We start from the raw sequence: 23561 nt of genomic DNA on the forward strand, positions 1-23561 counted from the left end.
CTTGAGCCGGCGCTCGCTCGGTGCGCACCTGATGCTCTGGCCGAGCTGCACCGTCGCAAATTCGAAAGCCTGGCGTCATGCCCATCTGAATCGCGTTATTGGAGCGCTATTCATGCAACCGACGCCTTCATTCTGGCCGGCGCGGCAGAAGCATCGTCGGCGCAAACTCTGCGCGTTAGCACGCATGATCCGGACAAAAATCAGGAAGCGTTTGCCGCAAACCAGTTGCTCAAGATCGAGTTGCAGTCTTTAGCCGACGCTCGAAGTCAGCTCGAGACCTTGATCGCCGCTGATCTGACATTCATCCCCGCCGATCTTGCAGCAGTCATGCGACCGCCGTCGAAAGAGGACGTTGACGCTCTCATCGATCGCCACGGCGGCGGGACCGTGAAGCAGAGACGCGACCTCGTCGTTCTTCTGTCGGTCCATCCGATTGATTTTAACGAGAGCGCCTGGTCATGGCTCTTGGATCTGGTTGGCCAAGACGATCATGATCTACACGGCGTTCTGTTCCGCATGCTGACATTGACCGACGCAGTGCGTTTCGGGCAGATGCTCGCCGCACAGGCCTGGGAGTGGAAGCCATCGGCCCACATGTGGGTCAATCATTACGGCAGCGAAGCGCTCATCCGATCTGAAACGGCTTTGCCGTTCGATCAGCTGGCGCCGCGACTGGCGCCTTGGCTATTGCTCGAAGCGGCGCGTGTTCGCGGCGAGGACCCAAGCGAGGTGCGCCTTGCTGCCGAACTCCTTGGCCAAATCCTGGCTGGCGAAAAAATCACCGAACCGGACCCTGGGTCGGCCCTCACAGTGGACCGCGCAGAAAAGCGGTTCACGCCTTTCGTGATTTCCTTCGTACGCATCCGGCGTAGGCCGCAGTCAGGCAGCTACGGCTTGATCCTGATGGGGTGCCGCGGCCCAATTCCATGGCAGGAGTTCAGGCAGCCGGCTTTGGGGCATGTCGGCAATGCGGGCGAGGACGTCGGCGAGCCAGGCCTGCGGATCGACATCATTGAGCTTGGCGGTGGCGATCATCGTCAGCATGAAGGCACAGCGATCGGCGCCGCGCTTCGAACCGGCGAAGGTCCACGAGCGGCGGCCAAGGGCGATGCCGCGCAGGGCTCGCTCCGCAGCGTTGTTCGACAGGCAGATGCGCCCGTCGGTCGTGAAGCGGGCAAAGGCGTCCCACTTGGTCAGCATGTAGTCCATCGCCTTGGCGACGTCGGCGTGGCGCGACAGGCGCGCCCGTTCGGTGCGCATCCAGTTCTCGAAGTCGGCGAGGAGCGGCAGGGAGCGTTCGCGGCGGATCGCCAGACGCTCGGCGGCATGCAGACCGTTCGCCTCGCGCTCGATTGCGAACAGTGCATCGATGCGCTTGACCGCCTCCAGCGCCATCGGCGAGATCGACGCCGCGTTCTTTCCGCGCCGGGCATTCTTCGCGATGTCGGCGAGCTCGAAGAACTTCCGTTTGGCATGGCTCCAGCAAAGCGCCTGGATGAGCGGTCTGGGACTTCGATCCTCAGCATAGAGGCGACCATAGCCCGAGTAGGCATCGGCCTGGAGAATGCCAGTCCATCCCGCCAGATGCTCTTGGGGTTGCTCGGCCGTGCGGTCCGGGGAGGCATAGTATAGGGCCGCCGGCGGGCCCTGGCCGTCGAAGGGACGATCGTCGCGCACATAGGTCCAGATCCGGCCCGTCACGGTCTTCCCCTTGGCCAGGATCGGCACCGTCGTATCGTCGCCATGCAGGCGCTCGGCGGCGAGGACGTGGGCGGCAATGAGGTCGTGCAGCGGCTGAAGGACATGAGCGCAGGCGCCTACCTGGTCGGCCAGCGTCGACAGCGACAGCTCGATCCCCTCACGGGCATAGCGCTCCGACTGCCGGTTCAGCGGCTGGTGTTGTCCGAACTTGTCGAACAGGATCATCGCCAGGAGGTTGGGGCCGAGGAACCCTCGCGGGGTCGGGTGGAACGGTGCCGGCGCCTGGCTGATCCGTTCGCAGTCCCGGCAGGTGAACTTCTCGCGTACCGTCTGGATCACCTTCCACCGGCGGGGGATCGCCTCCAGCGTCTCAGTGACGTCCTCGCCAAGCTTGCGCAGGCGATCCGAGCCGCAGCAGGAGCATGCGGAGGGACCGGGTACCACGACGCGCTCGCGCGGCAGATGCTCGGGGAACGGCTTGCGGCCGCCGCGGCGACGGCGCTCGAAGGAGGCCACCGTCGTCGTCTTCACCGCGGCATGCTCTGCGGCGAGTTCGTCTTCGCTCAGAGCCGCCTCGGCGTCCTCAAGCTGCATCTCCAACTGATCGAGAAGTCGGGCCGTGCGCTCGGAGCGCGTGCCGTAGAGCTCGCGCTTCAGCTTCTCGATCCGCAGCGTCAGATGGGCGACGAGGGCTTCGATGCCGGAGGCCTTCGCCTTCGCATTGGCCGCATCCGCGAGAGCCTCGTCCCGCTCGATCTCGGCCAAGTCGGCACGCCGTTCCGATGCCGCCAGCGCGGCCTTCAGGGCGGTGATGTCTTCCGGCAGATCGGCCATGCACAGCGCTCGAAAGTCTCGTTCGCGACAGACAGATTCTGTCACGCAAGCCCTGCAATGCAAAGACTTTTGTGCGCTATCCCACCGCTTCCGGACGCCACGTCCTCTGCGGGTTCCTCCAGTCGATCCCGTCGAGCAGGCAGGCGAGATCCGTGTGGGTCAGAGCCACGACGCCGTCCTTGGCCGAGGGCCAGACGAAGCGTCCGCGCTCCAGCCTCTTGGCGTAAAGCGACAGCCCAACCCCGTCATGCCAGAGGATCTTCACCAGCGATCCGCTGCGGCCCCGAAAGACGAAGAGATCGCCACCGTTCGGATCGCGCTTCAACCCCTCCTGGACGAGGAGCGACAGACCCTGCATGCCCCGCCTCATGTCGGTGTGACCCATCGCGATCCAGACCCGCGCCCGCGACGGGATCATCGCAGCGCCCTCAGGACCGCAGCCGCCAGCGCCGGCGGCGTCGAGGCGGCAATCCGCAGCCGACTGCCACCCGGCAGGTCCACTACGATCGCCGTGTCATCGGCGGCCGCAAAGGGGTCGGACATAGCCCCAGGGGCCATCAGAACCGGAACGAAGGCCGGCTCCGGCTTTGTGGCAGGCTGCTCGGTGCGAAAGCTGCGCAGCCACGTCCCCAACTGGGAGCGCGAAATCCCGTGACGCCGCGCCGTCGCCGACACCAGACGCGGTGCCGACTGGCTCTCCATCACGATCCGGAGCTTCTCGTCTTCGCTCCAACGGCGACGACGACCCGTCTCCACGATCTCCAAACGCTCGAAGGCACTGTGCTTATGGACGTCCATACGCGCAGTCTCTTACCGCGCCGGTCAGTTCGAAAGGCGGTTTAGACCGTAGGCGTACTTTCCTTCCGGCCAAAGCCCAGTGCTGAAGAACGGAGCGATTCCGTGGCCTCGTTGCGCGGAGCGCTCGATGCGGATGCGAGGGCGAAAGCCCAGGAACGTGCAATCGAGACAGCAAAGGCTCGTATCGAGGAAGCGCGCCGCTCCGGAGCAAGCCTCTATCTAACGAATATTGATGCCCCTGATATGATGTCGGTGGTCCGCCATGCCCCGGACATACTGGATCGTTGGCTTGAGGGATCGGAGGAGATCACTGCCGATTTTAAGCGGCGGGTTCGTCTCGCCGAGACCGCCTTCCTTGCGCTGTGTGAAGCTCTGCTCAATCACGACGCTGCGCGAGGCGCCGCACTATGGCGATCTCTTCGCGTAGCGGTGTCGACACGCTACATTGGCGCGGCCGGCATCGACGAACTGCTGCATATGGTGTTTCGCGTTCCTGATTCAGAACCTCTGCTTCTGCTGCGTCAGGAACTCATCAGCCTACCGCTCTGTCACACAGATCGGCATCTGTTCGATGTGGTGACAGCCGCTTTGTGTAACGGCCAAGCAACATGGGTCTCGGCCGTGGCTGCAGAAGACAGCGCGTCCCCGTTGATATGGCGGCAAAGACGCGGTGTCCTGTTGCACGGGCTCAGCGCCACGGATGCGCTTCCGATCGTCGAAGCATGGCCCGATGGCCAAATCCCCTCAGACACCGCCGACCTTCGGCGAAAGTCCGCTCGCCTGCGCTGGCGTGAAGCCTGTGCGCGTCACTGGTGGCGAGCCTATCTGGCCGCGCAGGACCCAGCGACGGCTTATGCGGCGTGGGTTTTGTTTTTGCGATCTGCGGATGCAAGGGCCTCGGCCTGGATGAACGACGACATGGATACGCAGAATGACCGAGACGAATTCTCGGAGCTCAAGCGCGCGCACGTGCAGCTGAATTGGCAAAATCTGAAACGCGCGATGGAAAAGCGCCTTGAGAAGCGCGACAAGAAGTTCCTTGATCATGACATCGTTGAGGGTGTTGGTCCGTGGGGCAAGGTCAGCGGCTCTTGATCTGCTTCCTGCTGCTGCACGAATTCGATTCCCGTAACGTAACCGAGCGCGACGTAGCAGGGTGGCCAGTTATGGCCTACGAAGATGTTGGCGTGAACCGCCCCTAGATTCCTGGACGCCTTCTTCCCTAGATTTTGGGTAATGCCTATCGAAGCCCCTTAGGAGCCGCCAGTGTCACAGTGCGTTTTTGGAGGGCAGCGCCTGAGCGCTACGGCACCTAACTTGTGGCGCTGATCGCACACTTCTTTCCCCGAGAGGAGACCTGGCCAACGTCCGCAAAGGGGTCGCATGCAGAACGGCGGCTATCTGCATAGCGGCAGCCAAAACCGGCCAGTCCGCTCCCGGCCCCAAAACGGTCGTTCGTAGTCGCAGCAGCGAACTTCGGCTCCTGGCGCTGGTAGGCCGCACTGTTCAGGTTCGCACTACGGCCGATGGGCACGCCCGCATTGCGAACAAATCGAGAATCTGCGAATCTGATCGCCTACCTTGAGCCATGGGATTGGGATCGGTGGGGGCAGCGGCGGCGTATCTCGACGGTCTCAATGCCGAGCAGAGGCGCGCGGTCGAACACGGCGTGGCCGAGGGCGCGGGGCGGCCCGGACCGCCCCTTCTTATCATCGCCGGTGCGGGGTCGGGCAAGACCAACACCCTTGCCCACCGGGTTGCCCACTTGATCGTGGGCGGCGCCGATCCGGGCCGCATCCTGCTGATGACATTCTCCCGGCGCGCCGCCACCGAGATGACGAAGCGCGTGGAGCGCATCTGCAACAAGGTGCTGGCTGACCGGGGTCTGACGAATGCCCTGACCTGGGCGGGCACGTTCCACGGCATCGGCGCCCGGTTGCTGCGCGATTATGCCGAGCAGATGGGGATCGATCCCGCCTTCACGATCCACGATCGGGTGGATGCCGCCGATCTCATGAGCCTGGTCCGGCACGAGCTCGGATTTTCCAAGACCCAGTCCCGTTTTCCCGCCAAGGGCACCTGCCTTGCCATTTATTCCCGCGCTGTGAATTCCACCCGGCCTCTGGCGGAAGTTCTGGCCCGGGCCTTTCCGTGGTGCGTCGGCTGGCATGACGAGCTGAAGCAGCTCTTCGGCGCCTATGTCGAGGCCAAGCAGGCGCAGAACGTGCTCGATTACGATGATCTTCTGCTTTATTGGGCGCAGCTCGTCACCGAGCCAGCGATCGCACGGGACATGGGCGCACGCTTCGACCATGTGATGGTGGACGAGTATCAGGACACGAACAGCCTGCAGGCGTCCGTCTTGCTCGGCCTCAAGCCGGATGGCTACGGGCTTACGGTGGTCGGCGACGACGCCCAGTCCATCTATGCCTTCCGTGCGGCGACGGTGCGCAACATCCTGGACTTTCCGGACCATTTCCGCCCGCGCGCAGAGGTGGTCACGCTGGAGCGAAACTATCGCTCCTGCCAGCCGATTCTCGAAGCCGCAAATGCCGTCATCGGTCTTGCCAGCGAGCGTTTCACCAAGAACCTCTGGACAGATCGCGCTTCCGCCGAGAAGCCGGAACTGGTGAGCGTGCGCGACGAGATGGAGCAGGCACGCTTCATCGCCGACCGCGTTCTGGAAAACCGGGAAGTGGGCACTGCCCTGAAGCAGCAGGCGGTGCTGTTCCGGACCTCCAGTCACGCCGGGCCGCTGGAGGTGGAGCTCACCCGTCGCAACATTCCGTTCGTGAAATTCGGCGGGCTGAAGTTCCTCGATGCGGCTCATGTGAAGGATCTGCTGGCGGTCCTGCGCTTTGCCCAGAACGGCCGCGACCGCATCGCCGGCTTCCGCCTCCTGCAACTGCTGCCCGGCCTCGGCCCGGCCTCTGCGCAGAAGATACTGGATCGGGTTGCTGATCTGCCGGATCCTATTGCCGCGCTGTCGGACGTGCAGGCCCCCGCAAAGGTGGGCGATGCGTGGAGCCAGCTGGTCGCGATGCTTCAGGGGATTTCCCAGGCGACCTGGCCCGCGCAGATCGAACTGGCGCGGCTCTGGTACGAGCCGCATCTTGAGCGCATCCACGAGGATGCCGGCCTGCGGGCGGCGGATCTGACGCAACTGGAGCAGATCGCGGCGGGATATGGCTCACGCGAGAGGTTTCTGACGGAGCTGACGCTCGATCCGCCGGATGCCACAAGCGATCAGGCGGGTGTGCCGCTGTTGGATGAGGACTATCTCATCCTCTCCACCATCCATTCGGCGAAGGGGCAGGAGTGGAAGTCCGTCTTCGTCATGAACGTGGTCGATGGCTGCATTCCAAGCGATCTCGGTGCAGGCCAGACCGAGGAACTGGAGGAAGAGCGACGCCTGCTCTATGTGGCCATGACCCGGGCGAGGGATGCCCTGCATCTCGTCACACCGCAGCGCTTTTTCGTCCACGGCCAGCCTGTCAAAGGGGACCGGCACGTCTATGCCGCGCGAACGCGCTTCATCCCGAAGTCCGTTCTTCCGCACTTTGATCATGTGTCGTGGCCAAAGGCCGGTCCCGAGGATGTCAGGACCGGCGCCGTCCGGAATGTCAGGATCGATGTGGGCGCGCGTCTGCGAAGCATGTGGCAGTAGCGGCGGAAGACCCCGCATTCCTGTGCAGGGCATGGGATGTATTTCGCATCGGGTGAACCGCTGAAGTGTCCTCCTGGTGCGCCCAAGCCAATCCTAGGGAGTGGGCGCAATGCGCCCGATGGTGGCCGTGCTGACACCCATGACCCTGGCGATGTGCCGCACGCTTTCGCCTTCGGCACGAAGTTTGGCAACATAAGCTCGCTGATCGGCCGTCAGCACGCTCTTGCGGCCGAACTTGACTCCTCGCGCCTTGGCGCGAATGCGTCCTTCGCCTGTGCGGGTCTTGATCAGTTCGCGCTCGAACTCAGCCAGGCCGCCGAGCACCGTCAGCATGAGACGGCCGTGCGGCGTGGTCGTATCCGCCCAAGCATCCGAGAGGGAGCGAAACGCCGCCTTCCGTTCGCTGACTTCGGCAAGCACGTTGAGCAGATCTCGCGTGGACCGTGCGAGGCGATCGAGCCGCGCGACAACGAGCACATCGCCGGCTGAGAGCGAGGCGATGCAGCGGCGCAACTCGCGCCTGTCGGTCTTGGCGCCGCTGGCCGTCTCAGCAAAGACTTTCTTGCAGCCTGAGGTCTTGAGGTGCTCGATCTGGCTGTCTAGCGTCTGTCCGTCAGTAGATACGCGCGCATAGCCGATGATCATGCGTGCATTATGAGACTATAATTCGAGACATGCAAGTCATTGATTTTGTGCAGGCCGTCGCGCGTCTCAAATGTTTTGATTTTTGAGTCGCAGTGTCTTTGGATCGAGGCGATTAATCGTGTCGATTCCCGATGGACGCCGCAAGGTGCGCAGGCGCGCTGAGCAATCCACTCGCTTCCGCGGTCTGAAGCAGCGAAGATAGAACGCCATTGCTCGTGCTCGTGAACTCCGCCATGGCCTGTATCAGGTTTCCAAGATGTGCCGAGACGTGATCGGCCTCGGTTTTGATCAGGCTGTCGAGCGAAGTTTGGGCGTCGTCGAACTTCCGCGTGACGAGATCTCCGACAACCGCTTTTACCCCATCGACGAATTCCGACGCATTGCCTGACGGCAGGTGCGCGTCGATAGTGCTAAGGAACTTGTCCCAGGCGCTGGTCAAGGCCGCCTCAGTCTTTTCGGGAAGCGCATCGAGTAGCTTAGCGATGCGCTTCTCTTCTGCGTTGACGATGGCTTCGAGCGTCTTCACGTGGGCGGATGAGGTATCGGTAGTGCTCATTTTATGTCTCAATCTTTGATCTGCCGTGGATCGTCCCGATCAAGCCCGGCGGCTCCGTTGAGCCGCCGGGCTTGGCGAGGGTTATGCGTGCCAGGCGCTTCCCTGGGCGGCGATGACTGCGGCGTCGGTGATGGTGGCACTTTCGGGCGCGGTCGGATCGAAGGCAGAGCCGTAGGCCGAGTTGTAGTTGTCCGAGAACGTGGCCATGGCCTGGACCAGGCTGTTCACTTGCTGGGCCGAGGTCAGCTGTAGCCCGTCCTGCGCAGCAATCTTCGACAGTTGCTCCCAGCTCGTGGTGGACGTGTCTTTGTACCAGTCCTTGATGGTTACTTGCTCCGAGGTTCCGAGCACGTCGATGACGAGGTCGTTGCCCTGCTGGATGAACCAGAGGTCGTCATGGTCGACGGCGATGTCGAGCTCGCCTGAAGGCCCCGTGTTCGACGACAGGCCGTTGATGATGATTTCGCTCTGCTGTGCAGCGGAGAAGATATAGGTATCGGTTCCGCCCCCTCCGGTGAGCGTGTCGGTGCCGCCGCCGCCGGTGAGCACGTTGTTTGAGGTGTTTCCCGTCAGTGTATCATCAGCCTGGCTGCCGACGAGATTCTCGAAGTTCTTCACCTTGTCTCCGACGGAATCGCTGCCGGTGGCACCTGAAGCTGTGGTTTGCGCACCGGCGGCTCCGAGGGTGATGCTGACCGCTAGTGTCGACGCCGCGTAGCTGAGAGTGTCGATGCCGGCGCCGCCATCCATGGTGTCTCCATCGGCCCCGCCAATGATAAGATCATCGCCGACCCCGCCCGAGATCGTGTCGGCGCCGGCACCTCCGGTGAGGACGTTATTGAGGCTATTGCCGGTGATGGTGTCGGCCTTGGTGCCCCCGATGACGTTCTCGAAGTTGACGAACTTGTCCCCATAGTCGTCGGTCGTGGAGAGGATGCTGGAGGACGTAGCCTGCACCCCGGCTTCACCCAGCGCCACCTTGATCGCAGTGGTGGAGCCTTCGTAGCTGAGGGTGTCGATGCCCGCGCCGCCATCCATGGTGTCGGCTCCCGCGCCACCGATGATCGTGTCGTTCCCGCCACCGCCGTTGAGGGTGTCTGCCCCGGCGCCGCCGCTCAGCACGTTGTCGAGGCTGTTGCCGGTGAAGGTGTCGGCCTTGGTGCCGCCGATGATGTTCTCGAAGTTCGTGAACTTGTCCCCATAATCGTCGGCGGTGGTGACTGTGTCGGTGGACGTTGCCTGGATGCCGGCCTCACCCAGAGCCACCTTTATGGCAGTGGTCGAGCCATCGTAGCTCAGGGTGTCGATGCCGGCCCCGCCATCCATGGTGTCGGCACCCGCGCCGCCGATGATCACATCGTCACCGTCGCCGCCGTTGAGGGTGTCTGCGCCTGCGGCGCCGTTGAGGGTATTCGCGCTGGCATTGCCGGTCAGGGTGTCGTTCCCGGACCCACCGACGACCACCTCGATGTTGCTGAGCTGGTCGCCGGCGGCTTCTCCTCCCGTTGCAACGCCGGTCAGGAGGTTGACCGTCACGCCGGCGCTGTCGGTGGTGTAGGAGGCCGTATCGCTCCCAGCGCCGCCATCGAGGATATCGGCGCCGGTGCCACCCACGAGGATGTCGTCCCCGTCATTGCCCTTGAGGGTGTCGGCCGCATCGTCGCCGTACAGTGTGTCGGCGTCGTTGCCGCCTTGGATGTAGTCAGCGCCGGTGCCGCCGTGGATGGTGTCGGCGCCGTCGCCCCCGATGAGGATGTCGTCGAGCGCCCCCCCGGTGATGGTGTCGTTGCCTGCGCCGCCGTCGATATAGCCGTTGGCGGCCGAGTTGCCGGTGATGGTGTCGTTGCCGGCGTTGGCGATAAGAGCTTCCAGATTGCCGGTTGCCATGTTGATGGTGGCGTTTGTCGTGTTGGTAAGAATGCCGGTGTCGTAGCCGGCGCCCCCATCGATGGCCTGGGGTACCCCGCCTACGGTCCCTAACCCTAGATAATCCCCCCGGTAAAGCCGCCGGCCCTGCCGTAGCTGCTCTGGTCAAAGAAGATCGTGTCGTCACCGAGGCCACCCAACAGGGTATCCGTGTTGCCCAAGCCGCCATCGATCACGTCGGCTCCATCTCCGCCCTGAAGGTAATCGACGCCGTGTCCAGACTGCGAGCCCGAGATATACACCGGTGTGCTTCCGAATGCGGTTACCCAATTTCCGACAGCACTATCGGTGCCGATGTATCCGGTTACGGTGTAGCCGGGCTGGCTATCGGTTTTTGGTTGGCTGAGGAGCTGGAGGCTCGGCAGCCATGGCATTTGGGTCGTTGCCGGGCTGTTGACTGCAACTGCAACATGATTGCGGTTGGCGCCGCCGATCGTGTATTGGCTCTGGGAGCCATTAAGAAGAATGTGGGTCGCTGCGAGTACTGGTGTCCGGGTATTTCCGTTATTGCCAAGCAGGGTCACCACGGTTTGCGCTTTCGCAGGTATACTGTCTGCTTCGTAATAGACATTCTGCTGCCCACTCGACGTGATGTAAGAAAAACCGTAAGGATCTGGTTGCGAAATCTTTACAGAATAAGTATTTTGTACGAGCAGTCCGCGCGTATAGGATACATTCGCCTGCGTGCGGATGATCTGATCGTTGCTTCCGACCGTGGTCACGTTGGCATCGGTCGCAGCTATAATGGTGTCGTTGGATCCGTAGACCGTGACGGAGGCGCCTGAGGCAACAGTAAGGCTGCCGTTTTCGAGCCAGACCCGATTCGTTTCGCCCAAGACATAGGCGTTGGTTTCACCGTCATCCAGGGCGACCGAGTTACCGTCGCCATTGATAAAGGTCCGCTCGGAATTATTGATGTCGACCGTGGTCGTCTTGGACTCGCCGTTCGCGCTCACCTCGATGACGAAGCTGCCGGTCACCGTGTTGCCGTTGTAGTCGGTGTGGGTCGTCGTCGAGCTGCCGTCGATATGTATCACTGTCGTTTCAACGGCCTCATACTTCCCGTTGAGGTCGCTATCCTGCTGAACGGTCTTGGTCAGACCGTCGGCGCTGATCGTGGTGACGATCTTGTCCTTGTTGCTTCCATTGCTGTTGAGGTGATGCCCCGTGGTCGCCTGGCTGCCGTCAATATTAATCTGTGTCGTTTCCGTGTAGTCGTTGGTGCCGTTGCCGTCCGTATCGGAGACCGTAGACCGGCTGCGACCGTCGGTGCTCGTTGTAATGGTGGAGGAGTCGATGGGCGTCCCCGTGGCCGTCTTGTTGCTGACGACCGTCGTGGAACCGCCGTCAGCGGAAACTGTCGTCGCCTCGACGTGGTCGTAGTAGTTGTCGCCGTCGGTGTCTTTTTGCAGCGTGGTCGTGCGCCCATCGGCGCTGAGGGTCATGATACCCTGCTGGTGTACCGAACCGTCGACATTGGTGTCGATGATGGTCTCGGTCCGGCTGCCGTCGATGTTCTCAACGGTCACGTCGGAACGCGTCCGATCCGTGGTGCCGTTGCCGTCGAGGTCCCAGGTCACCGTCACGGTGAGGCCGTCGGCACTCACCGCCCGCGTCGCCCGGTCGAGCAAGAGGCCGGTCCGGCTGTAGTCGGAAGTGGTGGAGACGGAGCTGCCGTCGATTCCCTTCACGTTAACGACGGTCTGGTCGTCATGGCCGTCGCCGTCGGCATCGCGGGAGATGGACTGCGTGCGCCCGTCGGCGCTGATGGTGGTGATCTGGCGATCGATGAGGCCGCCGGCCGCTGTCGTGTTGCTCATCGTCTCTTGGCTGCTGCCGTCCGCATTCTGAAGCGTCGAGACCGTCCGTATGCGGTCGGTCTTGCCATCGCCATCGGTGTCCGTCGACGTGGTGGAGGTGAGCCCCGAGGCGCTCGTGACGGTGGTCGAGGAGGACAGGGCCACGAACGCCGTTTGCGCGGCGTTCAAGGTCTTCGCCTTGATGGTCTTGGTGCGGCTGCCATCGGCATTGACGACTGTGACGTCGCTGACCGACTGATCATTGGTCCCGTCGCCGTCCGTGTCCCACCACTTGGTCACGGAGAGCCCGTTGGCGCTTGCCGTCTCGGTGTATCGCGTCTTCAGGCCGCCGGCCGAGCCGAGATAGGAAACGACCTCGGTCGTCGAGCCGTTGGCGTTGAGCGTCGTCACGTCGGTCTGCGAGCCCTTGTTCGCGCCGTCTAGGGTCCAAGCCGTCGTCTTCGAGAGGCCGTTCGCGGTCGTGGTGATGGTTGTGGTGTCAGTGTGTGTTGCATTGGTGTTCTGAATGGTCTCGACCGTCGTGCCGTTTGTGTTCAGGACCGTGACGTCCGATCGCGTCTGGTAGGCGGTGCTGCTGCTGCCGGCGTACCACTGGATGGTGGTGGAGAGGCCGCTCGCGCTCTTCGTAAGCACGGCCTTGTCCTTCGTCGAACCGTCGGCGTTGAGATCCGTGGAGGTGGTTACGACATTGCCGTTGGCCTGGATGGCAATCACCGTGCTCTTGTCATTATGACCGTCGCCGTTGATGTCCTCCGTGACCGTGGTGGTGAGCTGGTCTGCGCTCACCGTCGTGGTCCGCTTCGATTTCAGCGGGCCGCTGATGGTGCCCGTAAAGTCGCTGAGGGTCTCGCTCTGGCTGCCGTCCGCCGCGAGCACCTTGACGTCGGTCTCGGTGAGATCGGTCGTACCGTCCCCGTTCGTGTCCCACGTCGTGGTGGTCGACAAACCGCTGGCGGATGTGGTGACCGCGGTCCTGTCTTTCACCGTGATTCCGTCGCCGGCCAGGTTGGTGACGGTCCGCGTCGTGCTCCCGTCTGTGGCCAGCACGGTGACGTCGGTCTGCTGGGCGTCGAATGTTCCGTCGCCATTGGCGTCCCACTGCGTGGTCTTTGAGAGTCCGTTGGCGGAGGTGGTCGTCACCGCCTTGTCCTTGTCCTTCAGCACGCCGTTCACGGTGCCGTTCACGGTGTAGTCGACGCTCGTCGTGACGGCGCTGCCGTCCTGCGCGATCTGAGACGCTATGCTTTGGTCAGTATGGCCATCGCCGTCAATATCTCGGAGAATGGAGACATTGCCATGGTTGCTCGTCGTCGTGAGCTCCTGTGCGATGAGCGCCCCGTTGCTGCTGAGATCGCTGATGGTGCGGCTGGTCGAGCCGTCGGCGTTGTGGACAGTGACATCAAAGCGCTTGGCGTCATAGTTCCCGTCGCCGTTCACATCCACCTGGGTGGTGATGGAAAGGCCGTTGCCGCTGGTGGTGAGCGCACTCTTGCCCTTCAGGATGGTGCCGGCTCCGTTGAAGTTCGAAACCGTCTTGGTCGTTGACCCGTCAGAGTTGACGACTGTGACATCCATGACCACCGCATCGAAGGAGCCATTGCCGTCGCGGTTCACTTGCGTCTTCGTCGTCCGTCCGTTGCCCGAGGTGGTGACAACGGTCTGGTCCTTGATCGTGTTGCCGTCGCCGGCGAGGACAGTGATGGTCCGCGTTGTGCTGCCGTCTGCGTTCAGCGTCGTGATGTCGGTTTTCTGGGCATCGAAAAGTGCATCGCCGTTGATGTTCCATTTCGTCGTCGTCGAGAGTCCATCGGCGGTAGTGCTGACGACCGTTTGGTCCTTCAGGGACCCAAGGACACCTGCCGGCTGATCGAAGTTGTAGTTCGATACAGTGGTCACCGTCTTGCCATCGGCCTGGACCTCGACCTTGGAAATCCGGTCGTCATGGCCATCGCCGTTAAGGTCGTCGGTCTCGGTAGTCACGAGGTGGTTGGCGCTCACCGTCGTCGTCGCCTTGGCCCGGAGCGTGCCGTCGGTATTGAAGTCGCTCACCGTCTCCGTCTGGCTGCCGTCGCCTCCGAGCACCGCAACGTCCGTTTCGCTGCGATCGAAGGAGCCGTTGCCGTCGATGTCCCATTGGGTGGTGGTGGACAGGCCGCCGGCGAGAGTGGTCACCACGGTCTTGTCCCGCAGCGAGCCGTTGGCGTTTGTCTCTGTGAAGGTGGTGGTTACGCTGCCGTCGCCATTGGTGACGGTGCCCGTCGTCTGGGTGAGGTCGACGGCGCCGTTGGCGTGCAGCGAAGTGGTGACGGTCGAGGTCTTGCCGTCAGCGCTCGTGGTGGTGACCGTACGCCCCGCGAGCGTCCCGTCAGCGTTGGTCACCGAGAGGGTGTCGACCTTGCTGCCGCCGCCGTTGACGACAATGGTCTCGGTGCTGTCAACATGGCCGTCGCCGTTTGCATCGGTGTAGATGGTGCGCGTGCGCCCGTCCGCGCTCCAGATTTCTTGGGCCCAATACATCTGCGTTCCGTTGATGACGACGGTTCGCGCGGTCGAACCATCTGCATTCAAGGTCGTAGTATCTGTGTTGTAGAGCTCATAGATGCCATCGCCGTCCGTATCCGTCTGGACGATCTTCGCGAGACCATCCGCACTAAGGTCGGTGATAGTGGAGCTGATGACCGGATTGGTGGCGGTGTGGGCGGCATCGCCGACCGTCAGGTTGTCGAAAGTCGCGGAGCTGCCATTGGCGTTGACGACCATGTATGTGGCACGGGTAACGTCAATGGATCCGTTGCCGTCGAGGTCGCTCTCGGTGGTCTTGGTGCGCCCGTCGGCGCTGGTCGTGACGATGTCTCGACTGACAAGCGTGTGCGGTGCGGCTTGCCCCGCGACGGCGTCTTGTCCCGCATAATTGAGGACCGTCTCAACCCGGCTGCCGTTCGCCTGAACGATTGTAGTATCGGTCTGGGTCGCGACCAGCGTGCCGCTGCTGCTGCCCAAGTATTGCTTCACCGTTTTCGACAGTCCGTCCGCCGTAGTCGTCACCACGCCCGAGTCAATGGCTGTCCCGTTGGGGGCGAGATCGGTCAGGGTGACGGTGGTGCCGCTGGCGTTGGTCACTCGGCTTTCGGTCTGGTCGGCGATGCCGTTGCCGTCGAGGTCATAGGTGATGGTGATCGTCTTGCCGTCGGCGCTGCGGACCGTGCTCGTGCGATCGACCAGGGCGCCGACCACATTGGTGTCGGAAACGGTGGTGGTGCGGCTGCCGTCGGCATTGACGACGATGGCCTGGGTCTGGGTCGTGTCGATGATGCCGTCGCCGTCCAGGTCCTGCTTCAGGGTGCGGGTCAGGCCGTTGGCGCTGGTGGTGCTCACCGTCTCCTTGGCGAGGCTTCCGTCGGCATCGTAGGCCTTCACGTCGATGGAAGTGGAGCCGTCGCCGTTGACGGTGGTGGTGCGCTGGACGAGGTAGCCATCGTTGTCATAGGCCAGCATAACGTCGGCGGCGGTGCCGGTCGACCCATCGGACTTGGTGAAGGTGGTGGAGCCGAGGATCTGGGATCCGTCGGCAAGAACAGCCTGGGTGTTGTCGGGCTTCAAGTTTATGGAGGTGATGCCGAGCTGGGCGAGGGTCTTGAGCGTGGTGGTACCGTCGGTGTTGGTGACCAGCACCTTGAAGCTCGCCCATTGGGCATCGCCCGAGTCCAGCTTGCCGTTGTGGTTGGTGTCGAACACGTCCGCCAGCGCCTGCATGTCGCTGGTGGCGGTCGGGTCCCAGGAGGTGAACTGGAACGCCCGCGGGGAATCGACATCCCCGGTGCCGGTATAGTCGTAGACGAGGACGCCATCACCGGCCCCCGCCCAGGCGGTGCGGTGCTCGGTCCCGTCGCCATTGGCGTCCATGTAGGTGTTGGACGAGGTGCGCTCGGTGATGCTGATGCCGTCGCCGTTCAGGTCGAGAAGGACGGGGAACGAGAAACTAACGCCGGCGCTATAGTAGCCGACAGACGAATCAAAGTAGCCGTTGTAACTATATCCAGAATAACTATTCTGTGAATAATAATAATTCGATGTATAATATGAATTTGAGCTGAAAACATAGTCTGAATTTATATATATACTTGAAGAATATGACTCAAATGAATATAATTCAGATGAATAATCTATGTTATTATAATAATATATATCATTTATCCCGAAATTCATGTTGTCTGACGAAATATAGGAGGTGGACTGATCGGCGTCAGAGTATGTGGAATCTTGCGCGCTAGCAGCTTCTGCGCCAATCACAGCGCCGCCGATCATTCCCAATACAGCAGTCACCGCCCCGGACTCCAGAGCTGCGCTGCCCATTGCAGCCGCTCCGACAGCTAATTCAGGTGCAAACGCAACAGCGGCGACCGCGCCAACACCGATCAAGGCCCATTGCTGCCAAGAGACACTCGACAATACGGCGCTGATCGACCAGCTATCTGCGGCAGAATCAGAGCTAAGTATTGTTGGCTGAGACGGTGCTTCGTCGTACGTTTCGCGAAACCCTCCCAAGGCCTGGATCGGGAGGCTTTCCTGCGGAAAATCTAATCCCGTAGGTAGGGTGATCAGAATGCTCGTAGGAAGGACTTCCGAGGAGTATCCACCGCCAATCGCGCCAGAATACGAAAACGCCCCATCAATACCATGGTATTGTTCAGCCCATCCAGATAATGAACTGTCAATTTGTGTCATAAAATTTGAATTATAATCATTTTTCGCGTTATCTCGAATCTCAGAGGCTGCCGCGTCAAAATCGATAGCTGAATGGTAGTCGGCCAAGCTGCCAGAAAAGCCCCAACGAGAAAGAATGGCATCTTGAGGCGACAGAGGAGTGAATCTCCCCCCAGCTTGAGCTTGAAGTATAGATATTGGATTTCCGCTTTTATCCATTATACGTCCAAATGAATCAAAATTTGGAGAAACACCGTATCGCAGAAAATCCTGATATGACTGAGCCAAACCCTTTACGTCATTTCCGGCAAGCGTTTTTGCCTCGAAAAGATCCATTCCCATTGACATGTACAAATTTGTTTGGTGTGTAAAAATTTCATTAATATCTATTCGGTTCGCCAGTTCAATTTGAGTTTGGCGATTCTGATAGTGGCTGCCTAAATGCAATGCGAGATTGAGGCCATCCGCAACAGTTCGGTCGCTCGGAAGTAAAATGCCATTTCCAGAAAAGAAATTACTTGTGTTGAGAATATTGTTTTCAAATAGAAATGATAGAACTTCGACTTTCTGAATCGTGCTTTTCATAATTATATGGTGGGCCTGCATAATCCCGAACGGATCGCGGGGGCGATTGCTGAAGTCAAGGTTGCCCATGATGCACCCCTATATTTAGATGGTCGGCTCAGGTCAGAGGATTTTTACGCTACGAATGTTCAGAGGGCTAAGTCCTGCCTGCCTCACGCGCGCGATTAGGGCTTCCGAGAAAAACAGCTCGTTTACGTCATCGATTGTCCCATGCCAAATATTTGATTGAGGGATCATATTTTTATGGAATGTAAGTTTGAATGGATTTCCTATTTTAACTGTTCGAAGAATTGATGTCGATCCATCTATAGTGTTATCTAATTTAGTATCTCTGATTGTTATATTTGATCTATCAAAAAACAACGCCCTTGCGGTTATCACGATATTCATAATGTAATATGATTTGTTAATAGATTTTCCATTTTGATCAATTACATTTTTAATCCTAATAAACTGATGTTTATCTGGATCAAGAGAATTAACAATTTCTACAAAATCACCGGAAACTAGCTTAAATCCACCCCACGGGCCAATCCCAAAATCGGGAAGCGGTCGCGCCGCGCGTTTTGTCGTGATTGTCGAGGGCGCTGACGCTGCCAGTTCGTCAGGAGCCCAGATGCGAAACTGGAGGCATCCGTCTAACGTCATTCCACGCCAGAGCCGGCCATTGACTTCCAAATCGCGTTTAATCTGCTCACCACCACCGCTAAAATTCGGGGCAATATATTGCTCCTCGTTGAAAGGAAGCTGGACGAGGTACGCTGATTCCATTTTCCCATCCTTTCCAGCTAAACATGAGGGACACGTGGCAGCGGTGCGCCTCACCTCTCCCTCCCCGCATCATGCCTGTATCGGAGCAGCGGCGACAGCAGATACTCGATGATCCGCCTTTGCCCGGTCCGGATCTCCGCCGTCACCGCCATCCCCGGCTCGATCGCCTTGAAGCCTTGCTCGGTATCCATCCCGCCCTCGCGCACCGATATGCGCGCCACATAGGCCGGCTGGCGGGCCTGGCGCTCGGCCTCGTCCGCCGGCGCGTCCGCCTCCTTGGCCCGGTCGAGCTTTGTGTCCGACATCACCGCATCCCGGCTCACGCTGTCCACCGTCCCGTGCAGAAGCCCGTAGCGGGTGAAGGTGAAGGCCTCCACCTTCACCTCCGCCGCCTGGCCCGGCTGCACGAAGCCCACGTCCCGGTTGGCGAGGTTCGCCTCGATCTCAAGCCGGCTGTCCTTCGGTACGATCATCAGCACTTGCTGCGCCGGTGTCACCACCCCGCCGATGGTGTGGATGGAAAGCTGCTGCACGGTGCCGTCCACCGGAGCGGTCAGCGTCTGCCAGGCGCGCCGCTGCGTCGCCTTCACCGCTTCCTGCTCGTGCTCGGAGGCCGCGACCTGCACCTTGGCCAGCTCGGCGAACAGGGACTTGCGATACTCGGACTCCACCTCCGCCTTCTGGCGGTCCAGGGCGCCCAGAGCCGCCGTCACCTCTTCCTCCTTGTGCCCGTCGACGATCAACTGCTGCTCCTGCTCCACCAGAAGCTGCTGCGCCTGGAGATAGAGGACCTTGGTGCCGAAGCCCTTCTTCATCAAGCTTTCGCGGATCTCGAACTGGCCGCGCAGCATGGGCAGCGTCGCCTCGCCCTTGGCGAGAGTGGCCTGCACCGAGCGGCGCTCTGCCTGCTTCTGGGCGATCTGGCCCTCGATGGCGGCAAGCTTGGCCACGTGCTCCGCCCGCTGCTCCTCCATCTGCCGCCGCTCGGTGGCGACAAGGCCCGCATCCACCCCGGTCGGGGCGAGGAAGGTGGAGGTGTCGTCCAGCAGCAGAGCGGTGATGCGCGCCATGTCGAGCCGGTCCTGCGCCAGCGTGCGCAGCAGCCGCTTTTCGTCCGCCTCGCTGGCCGTGGGGTCGATCTCGATGAGCACGTCGCCGGCCTTCACCGCCATGCCGTCCTTCACATGGATTGCGCGAACGACGCCGGTCTCGAACGGCTGGATCACCTTGGTGCGGCCCGTGGGCACGAAGCGGCCCGAGGCCGTGGCGATGATGTCGATGGTGCCGAACCAGCTCCAGGCCAAGGCCAGGAGGAAGAAGGCGATGATGCTCCCGGCGATCGCCCGGCCTACCGGGGACGGCGGCGTCTCCACGATCTCCAGCGCCGCCGGCAGGAACTCCAGCTCGGCCCGCCGGCGCTTCGAGCCGGCAATGTGCAGCGGGATGATGCGCGCGTCAGCCGACATCGAGCACCCCCGCCTGCAGCTGGTGGAGGCTGGCATAGCGCCCGCCGGATGAGATCAGCTGGTCATGGCTGCCGTCCTCCACCAGCCGCCCGCGCTCCAGCGTCAGGATGCGGTCGGCCCGGCGCACGGTGGACAGGCGATGGGCGATGATGATGACGGTGCGCCCCTTGGCGATGCGCTCCATGTTCTGCTGCACCGCCCGCTCGCTCTCATAGTCGAGGGCGCTGGTGGCTTCGTCGAAGATGAGGATGCGCGGATTGGTCACCAAGGCTCGGGCAATGGCGATGCGCTGGCGCTGTCCGCCGGACAGGCCGTTGCCCCGTTCGCCCACCACCGTGTCGTAGCCCTGGGGCAGCTCCAGGATGAAGTCGTGTGCCCCAGCCAGTTGCGCCGCGGCGACCACCCGTTCCATGGACATGGCCGGATCGGTCAGCGCGATGTTCTCCCGCACCGAGCGATTGAACAGCACGTTCTCCTGCAGGACCACGCCGATCTGCCGCCGGAGCCAGGCCACATCCACCATGGCGAGGTCGACGCCGTCGATCAGCACCCGTCCGGCCTCCGGGACGTAGAGACGCTGGACCAGCTTGGTCACAGTCGACTTCCCCGAGCCGGAGGGGCCGACGATGCCCACCACCTGCCCGGCCGGAAGGTCGAAGCTCAGGTCATGCAGGACCACGGGGCCGCCCACGCGATAGCGGAACACCACGTGGTCGAAGCGGATGGCGCCGCGCAGCATCGGAAGCGAGGCCCGGCCTGGCGTATAGGCGGGCTCGGGCGTGGTGTTGAGGATGTCGCCGAGGCGGTCGATGGAGATGCGAGCCTGATGAAAATCCTGCCACACCTGGGCCAGCCGCAGCACCGGTTGCGACACTCGCGAGGCCAGCATGTTGAAGGCCACCAGCTCGCCCACCGTGAGCGTCCCGTCGATGACGAGGCGCGCACCGAGATAGAGGGTCGCCGCCGTCACTACCTTGCTGACCAGCTGGACCCCCTGGCTTGCCCAGTTGCCGAGGCTGAGCACCTCGAAGCTGGAGGCGACATAGGCCGCGAGCTGCTCTTCCCAGCGCCGTTGCATCTGCGGCTCCACCGCCATGGCCTTCAGCGTCTCAACGCCGGTGACGCTCTCCACCAGGAAGGCCTGGTTCTCCGCCCCCTTGTTGAACTTGTCCTCGAGCTTGCGCCGAAACAGCGGCGTCACCCCGGCCGAGATGGCGATGTAGAAGGGGAAGGAGGCGAGCACCACCCATGTCAGCAGGGGTGAATACATGAACATGACGGCGATGAAGACGAGGGCGAAGACGAGGTCGACCACGAGGGTCAGCGCCGATCCGGTGAGAAAGCTGCGGATGTTTTCCAGCTCCCGCACCCGGGCGACGGAATCCCCCGCCCGGCGCGCCTCGAAATAGGCGATGGGCAGCCCGAGCAGGTGCTTGTAGAGCCGCGCGCCCAGCTCCACGTCGATGCGGTTGGTGGTGTGCGCGAACACATGGGTGCGCAGCGCGCCGAGGAGAGACTCGAACACCGACACCGTGACCAGGCCGAGCACCAGCACGTCGAGGGTGGTGAGCCCGCGATGGACCAGCACCTTGTCGATGATCACCTGGAAGAACAACGGCGTGATGAGCGCCAGCACCTGCAGGAACAAGGAGGCCGCCAGCACCTCGCCGAGCAGGCTGCGATACTTGTGCATGGCGCGCACGAACCAGGCGATGTCGAAGGTGCGCGAGAGGTCCGCGAACCGCGCCCGCCGCGCCATCAGCAGCAGGCGGCCGGTCCACTCCTTCTCGAACGCCGCCCGGTCCACCTGCGCCGGCCGACCCGACACCGGATCCTGGATGAGCGCCTTGTCCGCGATGATCTTGCCGATCACCACGAAGGTGCCGTCGGCCTGCTCGGCGATGGCGGGAAGAGGAGCTTTTGCGAGCTTCGGCCAGGAGGAGGCAACGATGCGGGACTTCAATCCGAACGCGCGGGCCGCCCGAAGCATCTCGACCGGGCCGACGCTGGCGACGCTCAATTGGTGCCTCAGCTGCCCGACTTCCACGGCGACCCCGTGAAAGCGCAACATCAGTACCAGCGCGGACAAGCCGGAATCCGGTCGTCCGCCCGTTTCCGAGCCACCCAGCATGTATGATTGCCCTGACGCAATTACCATCAGAGGTAGCAGGGCGATGGCCCCGCGCAAGTTAAATTTTTCGCCGAGCTTTGTTCCCTAGCGTCATGTGTGGCCGAAATGTCGAGAGGATCAATTGACGTAAAGTCAATCGTCAATTTGTCATATCGCGGCAGGGCTCCATGCAAGCGCATCGCAGCATGAGATGGACAACTGTCTGCACGCTGGCGGATGCCCCTTACTCATCTTTGAACCAGGAATGATTGCGGCTCTCAAGTGATGTCATCTTCATCGCTCGAGGCGACGTGCGATGATTTTTCGACCATTCGACACGAGAGAATGGAAAATATTCGAAGAAATACACCATTATCGTGTACATATTGACTTTTCATAAAATATATGATATAATTAAACTGCCGCAAGCGCGTGGCACTGAATTCGGAGATCACCAAATGCCAAGCAATTCTATTCCCACTACACTCATTCTCTTCTCCAAGAACTGGGCTGGCAAGGCTCAGGCCGGTCGCTTCTCTTCAGCGGATGCCGAACGCGCCACGGCCGCCGCTTTCAAGAACGGCGCCTCCGTCGTGACCTTCACGGAATGCGACGACGCTGATCTCATCGCCGCCATCCCCGCCGGGCGGTTCGGCGAGAACGATCGCCCGCTGCTCACCAGCGTCCGCCAGGACATCTTCAAGCGCCTGGTCACCATCACCGAAACACAGGGCAAGGCGACGACGCCTGCCCAGTCGCAGGAGAAGGCCGCTGAGGCCGATGCCGAGAAAAATGAGCCTACGGCGCCTACGCGCAAGAAGGCCGCTGCCATGCTCGCTACAGTGACGGACAAGGCAACCGGCGAAACGCTGATCAGCGTCGTCGTCAAGGAAGGCGCCAAGCATTGGCCCGGCCTCAAGAAGGGCGACATCGTGCTGGCCACCGACTTCAGCGACGGCGAGTACAATGGCTGGTGGGAGGCGGTGGTGAAGGCCCGCAGCGACAGCCACGTCACCCTCGAATGGCGCGACTACAAGGACATGCCCACCTTCACCCGGCCGATCACGCAGGTCGCGCCCATCCACCCGGAGTGCAAGGTGGCAGTCTGAAGGCCGATACACGGTGAGTACGAAGAATGGGGCAGCTCCGGCTGCCCCATTCTTTTTGTCTGCCCGGCTCACGTCAGCTGGCTCAAATGCCTGTCAGAATGGCTTGCGCCACGTCCGCATCAGCGAGCACCCCTGGGCGGACTTCACAGCTTCATCGTAGCCGCGATCCGTGGCCTTGCCGCGCTCGCTGAGCGCCTTGGGGAGGATGAGCAAGCTGTCTTCGGGCAAGCGCCGCCCTTGGGCCTTCAGGGCGTACTCCGTGGCCTTGCCGGGGGTCGTATCGAGCCTGACGCAGTGAATGCGTTGAAGGCGGGTATCAGGCACGAGACGAAAGGCATTGTCTTTCACCCACGTGGCCAGTTCGTACCTGAACCGGGACTCCATGGGCGCGAGCACGATCGCATGTTCATGCAGGCCATCGTTGAGAGAGGCATCGGCCAAAGACACCTTGTCTGTCTTGAACACCGGCAGATCGGGCGCGGCGAGCATCAAGGGCAGGTACCGGCGCTGGGAGGGCTTGTCGGGATGATGCGCAAAGCGGTGAGCCAACCGCCAATAGACCTTCTCGATATCCCCATGCATGAGATCGATCTTGCCCGCCTGGGTCGTGGCTGAGAGGCTCTTGAACATGAAAGTGAACAGGTAGCCGGTGCAGCCGTCGGCGATATGGTCTTCGACCCATTGGCCGTAGCTGCTGACGAGGTTGTTGACGCGACCCCATCGCGAGCGTGAGGGACCAGAGAACGTTTTCTTCATCGAACACACCAGAAATATGACGATGATACATGTTTACAGAATCTGCCAATGCAACTGCATAGTCAGATTAATTAAACAACAATCATGAAATATTATCAGGAATAGTATCTGTA

At 61.4% G+C, this 23561-nt stretch carries 14 protein-coding genes; 3 read left to right on the plus strand and 11 right to left on the minus strand.

The features are described 5' to 3' along the window. Window positions 1-879 precede the first annotated feature (879 nt). The 3 genes from tnpC to tnpA form a co-directional block, all read right to left on the minus strand. Window positions 880-2535, minus strand: coding sequence for an IS66 family transposase (gene tnpC, locus EZH22_RS10745; RefSeq protein WP_203192850.1), 1656 nt, complete (start codon window positions 2533-2535; stop codon window positions 880-882). A gap of 76 nt (window positions 2536-2611) precedes the next feature. Next, window positions 2612-2893 carry an IS66 family insertion sequence element accessory protein TnpB gene (tnpB, locus tag EZH22_RS10750; protein ID WP_408647643.1) on the minus strand — a complete coding sequence of 94 codons (282 nt, stop codon included), beginning with the start codon at window positions 2891-2893 and terminating at the stop codon, window positions 2612-2614. Window positions 2894-2949: 56 nt separating this feature from the next. After that, window positions 2950-3333, minus strand: coding sequence for an IS66-like element accessory protein TnpA (tnpA, locus tag EZH22_RS10755; RefSeq protein ID WP_132036247.1), 384 nt, complete (start codon window positions 3331-3333; stop codon window positions 2950-2952). 102 nt (window positions 3334-3435) lie between these two features. Between tnpA and EZH22_RS10760 the strand changes: the two genes are divergently transcribed. Together EZH22_RS10760 and EZH22_RS10765 are read left to right on the plus strand one after the other, a co-directional pair. Next, on the plus strand, window positions 3436-4428 hold the full coding sequence (locus tag EZH22_RS10760) for a hypothetical protein (protein WP_203195621.1): 993 nt from the start codon (window positions 3436-3438) through the stop codon (window positions 4426-4428). A gap of 493 nt (window positions 4429-4921) precedes the next feature. Next, window positions 4922-7000, plus strand: a complete 2079-nt coding sequence (locus EZH22_RS10765) for an ATP-dependent helicase (RefSeq protein ID WP_203195622.1) — start codon at window positions 4922-4924, stop codon at window positions 6998-7000. Between the two features lie 93 nt (window positions 7001-7093). On the opposite strand, the gene EZH22_RS10770 is transcribed toward EZH22_RS10765, so the two are convergent. The 7 genes from EZH22_RS10770 to EZH22_RS10800 form a co-directional block, all read right to left on the minus strand. Next, window positions 7094-7645, minus strand: a complete 552-nt coding sequence (locus EZH22_RS10770) for a recombinase family protein (RefSeq protein ID WP_203195623.1) — start codon at window positions 7643-7645, stop codon at window positions 7094-7096. Between the two features lie 112 nt (window positions 7646-7757). After that, a complete protein-coding gene (locus tag EZH22_RS10775) occupies window positions 7758-8201 on the minus strand; it encodes a hypothetical protein (RefSeq protein WP_203195624.1) in 444 nt (147 codons plus the stop codon). Window positions 8202-8282: 81 nt separating this feature from the next. Continuing rightward, window positions 8283-10088, minus strand: coding sequence for a calcium-binding protein (locus tag EZH22_RS10780; protein WP_203195625.1), 1806 nt, complete (start codon window positions 10086-10088; stop codon window positions 8283-8285). Window positions 10089-10183: 95 nt separating this feature from the next. Further along, window positions 10184-17305, minus strand: a complete 7122-nt coding sequence (locus EZH22_RS10785; protein ID WP_203195626.1) for a hypothetical protein — start codon at window positions 17303-17305, stop codon at window positions 10184-10186. A gap of 33 nt (window positions 17306-17338) precedes the next feature. Next, the gene (locus tag EZH22_RS10790; protein WP_203195627.1) at window positions 17339-18007 is read right to left on the minus strand and encodes an imm11 family protein; all 669 of its coding nucleotides are present in this window, start codon (window positions 18005-18007) and stop codon (window positions 17339-17341) included. Between the two features lie 50 nt (window positions 18008-18057). Continuing rightward, entirely contained in the window at window positions 18058-19473 is a 1416-nt protein-coding gene (locus EZH22_RS10795) for an HlyD family type I secretion periplasmic adaptor subunit (protein WP_203195628.1), read from the minus strand. Further along, complete coding sequence (locus EZH22_RS10800; RefSeq protein ID WP_203195629.1) at window positions 19463-21604, minus strand: type I secretion system permease/ATPase; 2142 nt, start codon at window positions 21602-21604, stop codon at window positions 19463-19465. Before EZH22_RS10800 ends, EZH22_RS10795 begins: the two co-directional genes overlap by 11 nt. Before the next feature lie 437 nt (window positions 21605-22041). Here EZH22_RS10800 and EZH22_RS10805 point away from each other — a divergent pair, with 437 nt between their 5' ends. Then, window positions 22042-22692 (plus strand): hypothetical protein, encoded by a 651-nt coding sequence (locus EZH22_RS10805; RefSeq protein ID WP_203195630.1) that lies wholly within the window; start codon window positions 22042-22044, stop codon window positions 22690-22692. Between the two features lie 93 nt (window positions 22693-22785). On the opposite strand, the gene EZH22_RS10810 is transcribed toward EZH22_RS10805, so the two are convergent. Further along, a complete protein-coding gene (locus tag EZH22_RS10810) occupies window positions 22786-23448 on the minus strand; it encodes a hypothetical protein (RefSeq protein WP_203195631.1) in 663 nt (220 codons plus the stop codon). Window positions 23449-23561 lie beyond the last annotated feature (113 nt).

Origin of the sequence: Xanthobacter dioxanivorans (genome assembly GCF_016807805.1) — a bacterium.
GTDB lineage: Bacteria > Pseudomonadota > Alphaproteobacteria > Rhizobiales > Xanthobacteraceae > Xanthobacter > Xanthobacter dioxanivorans.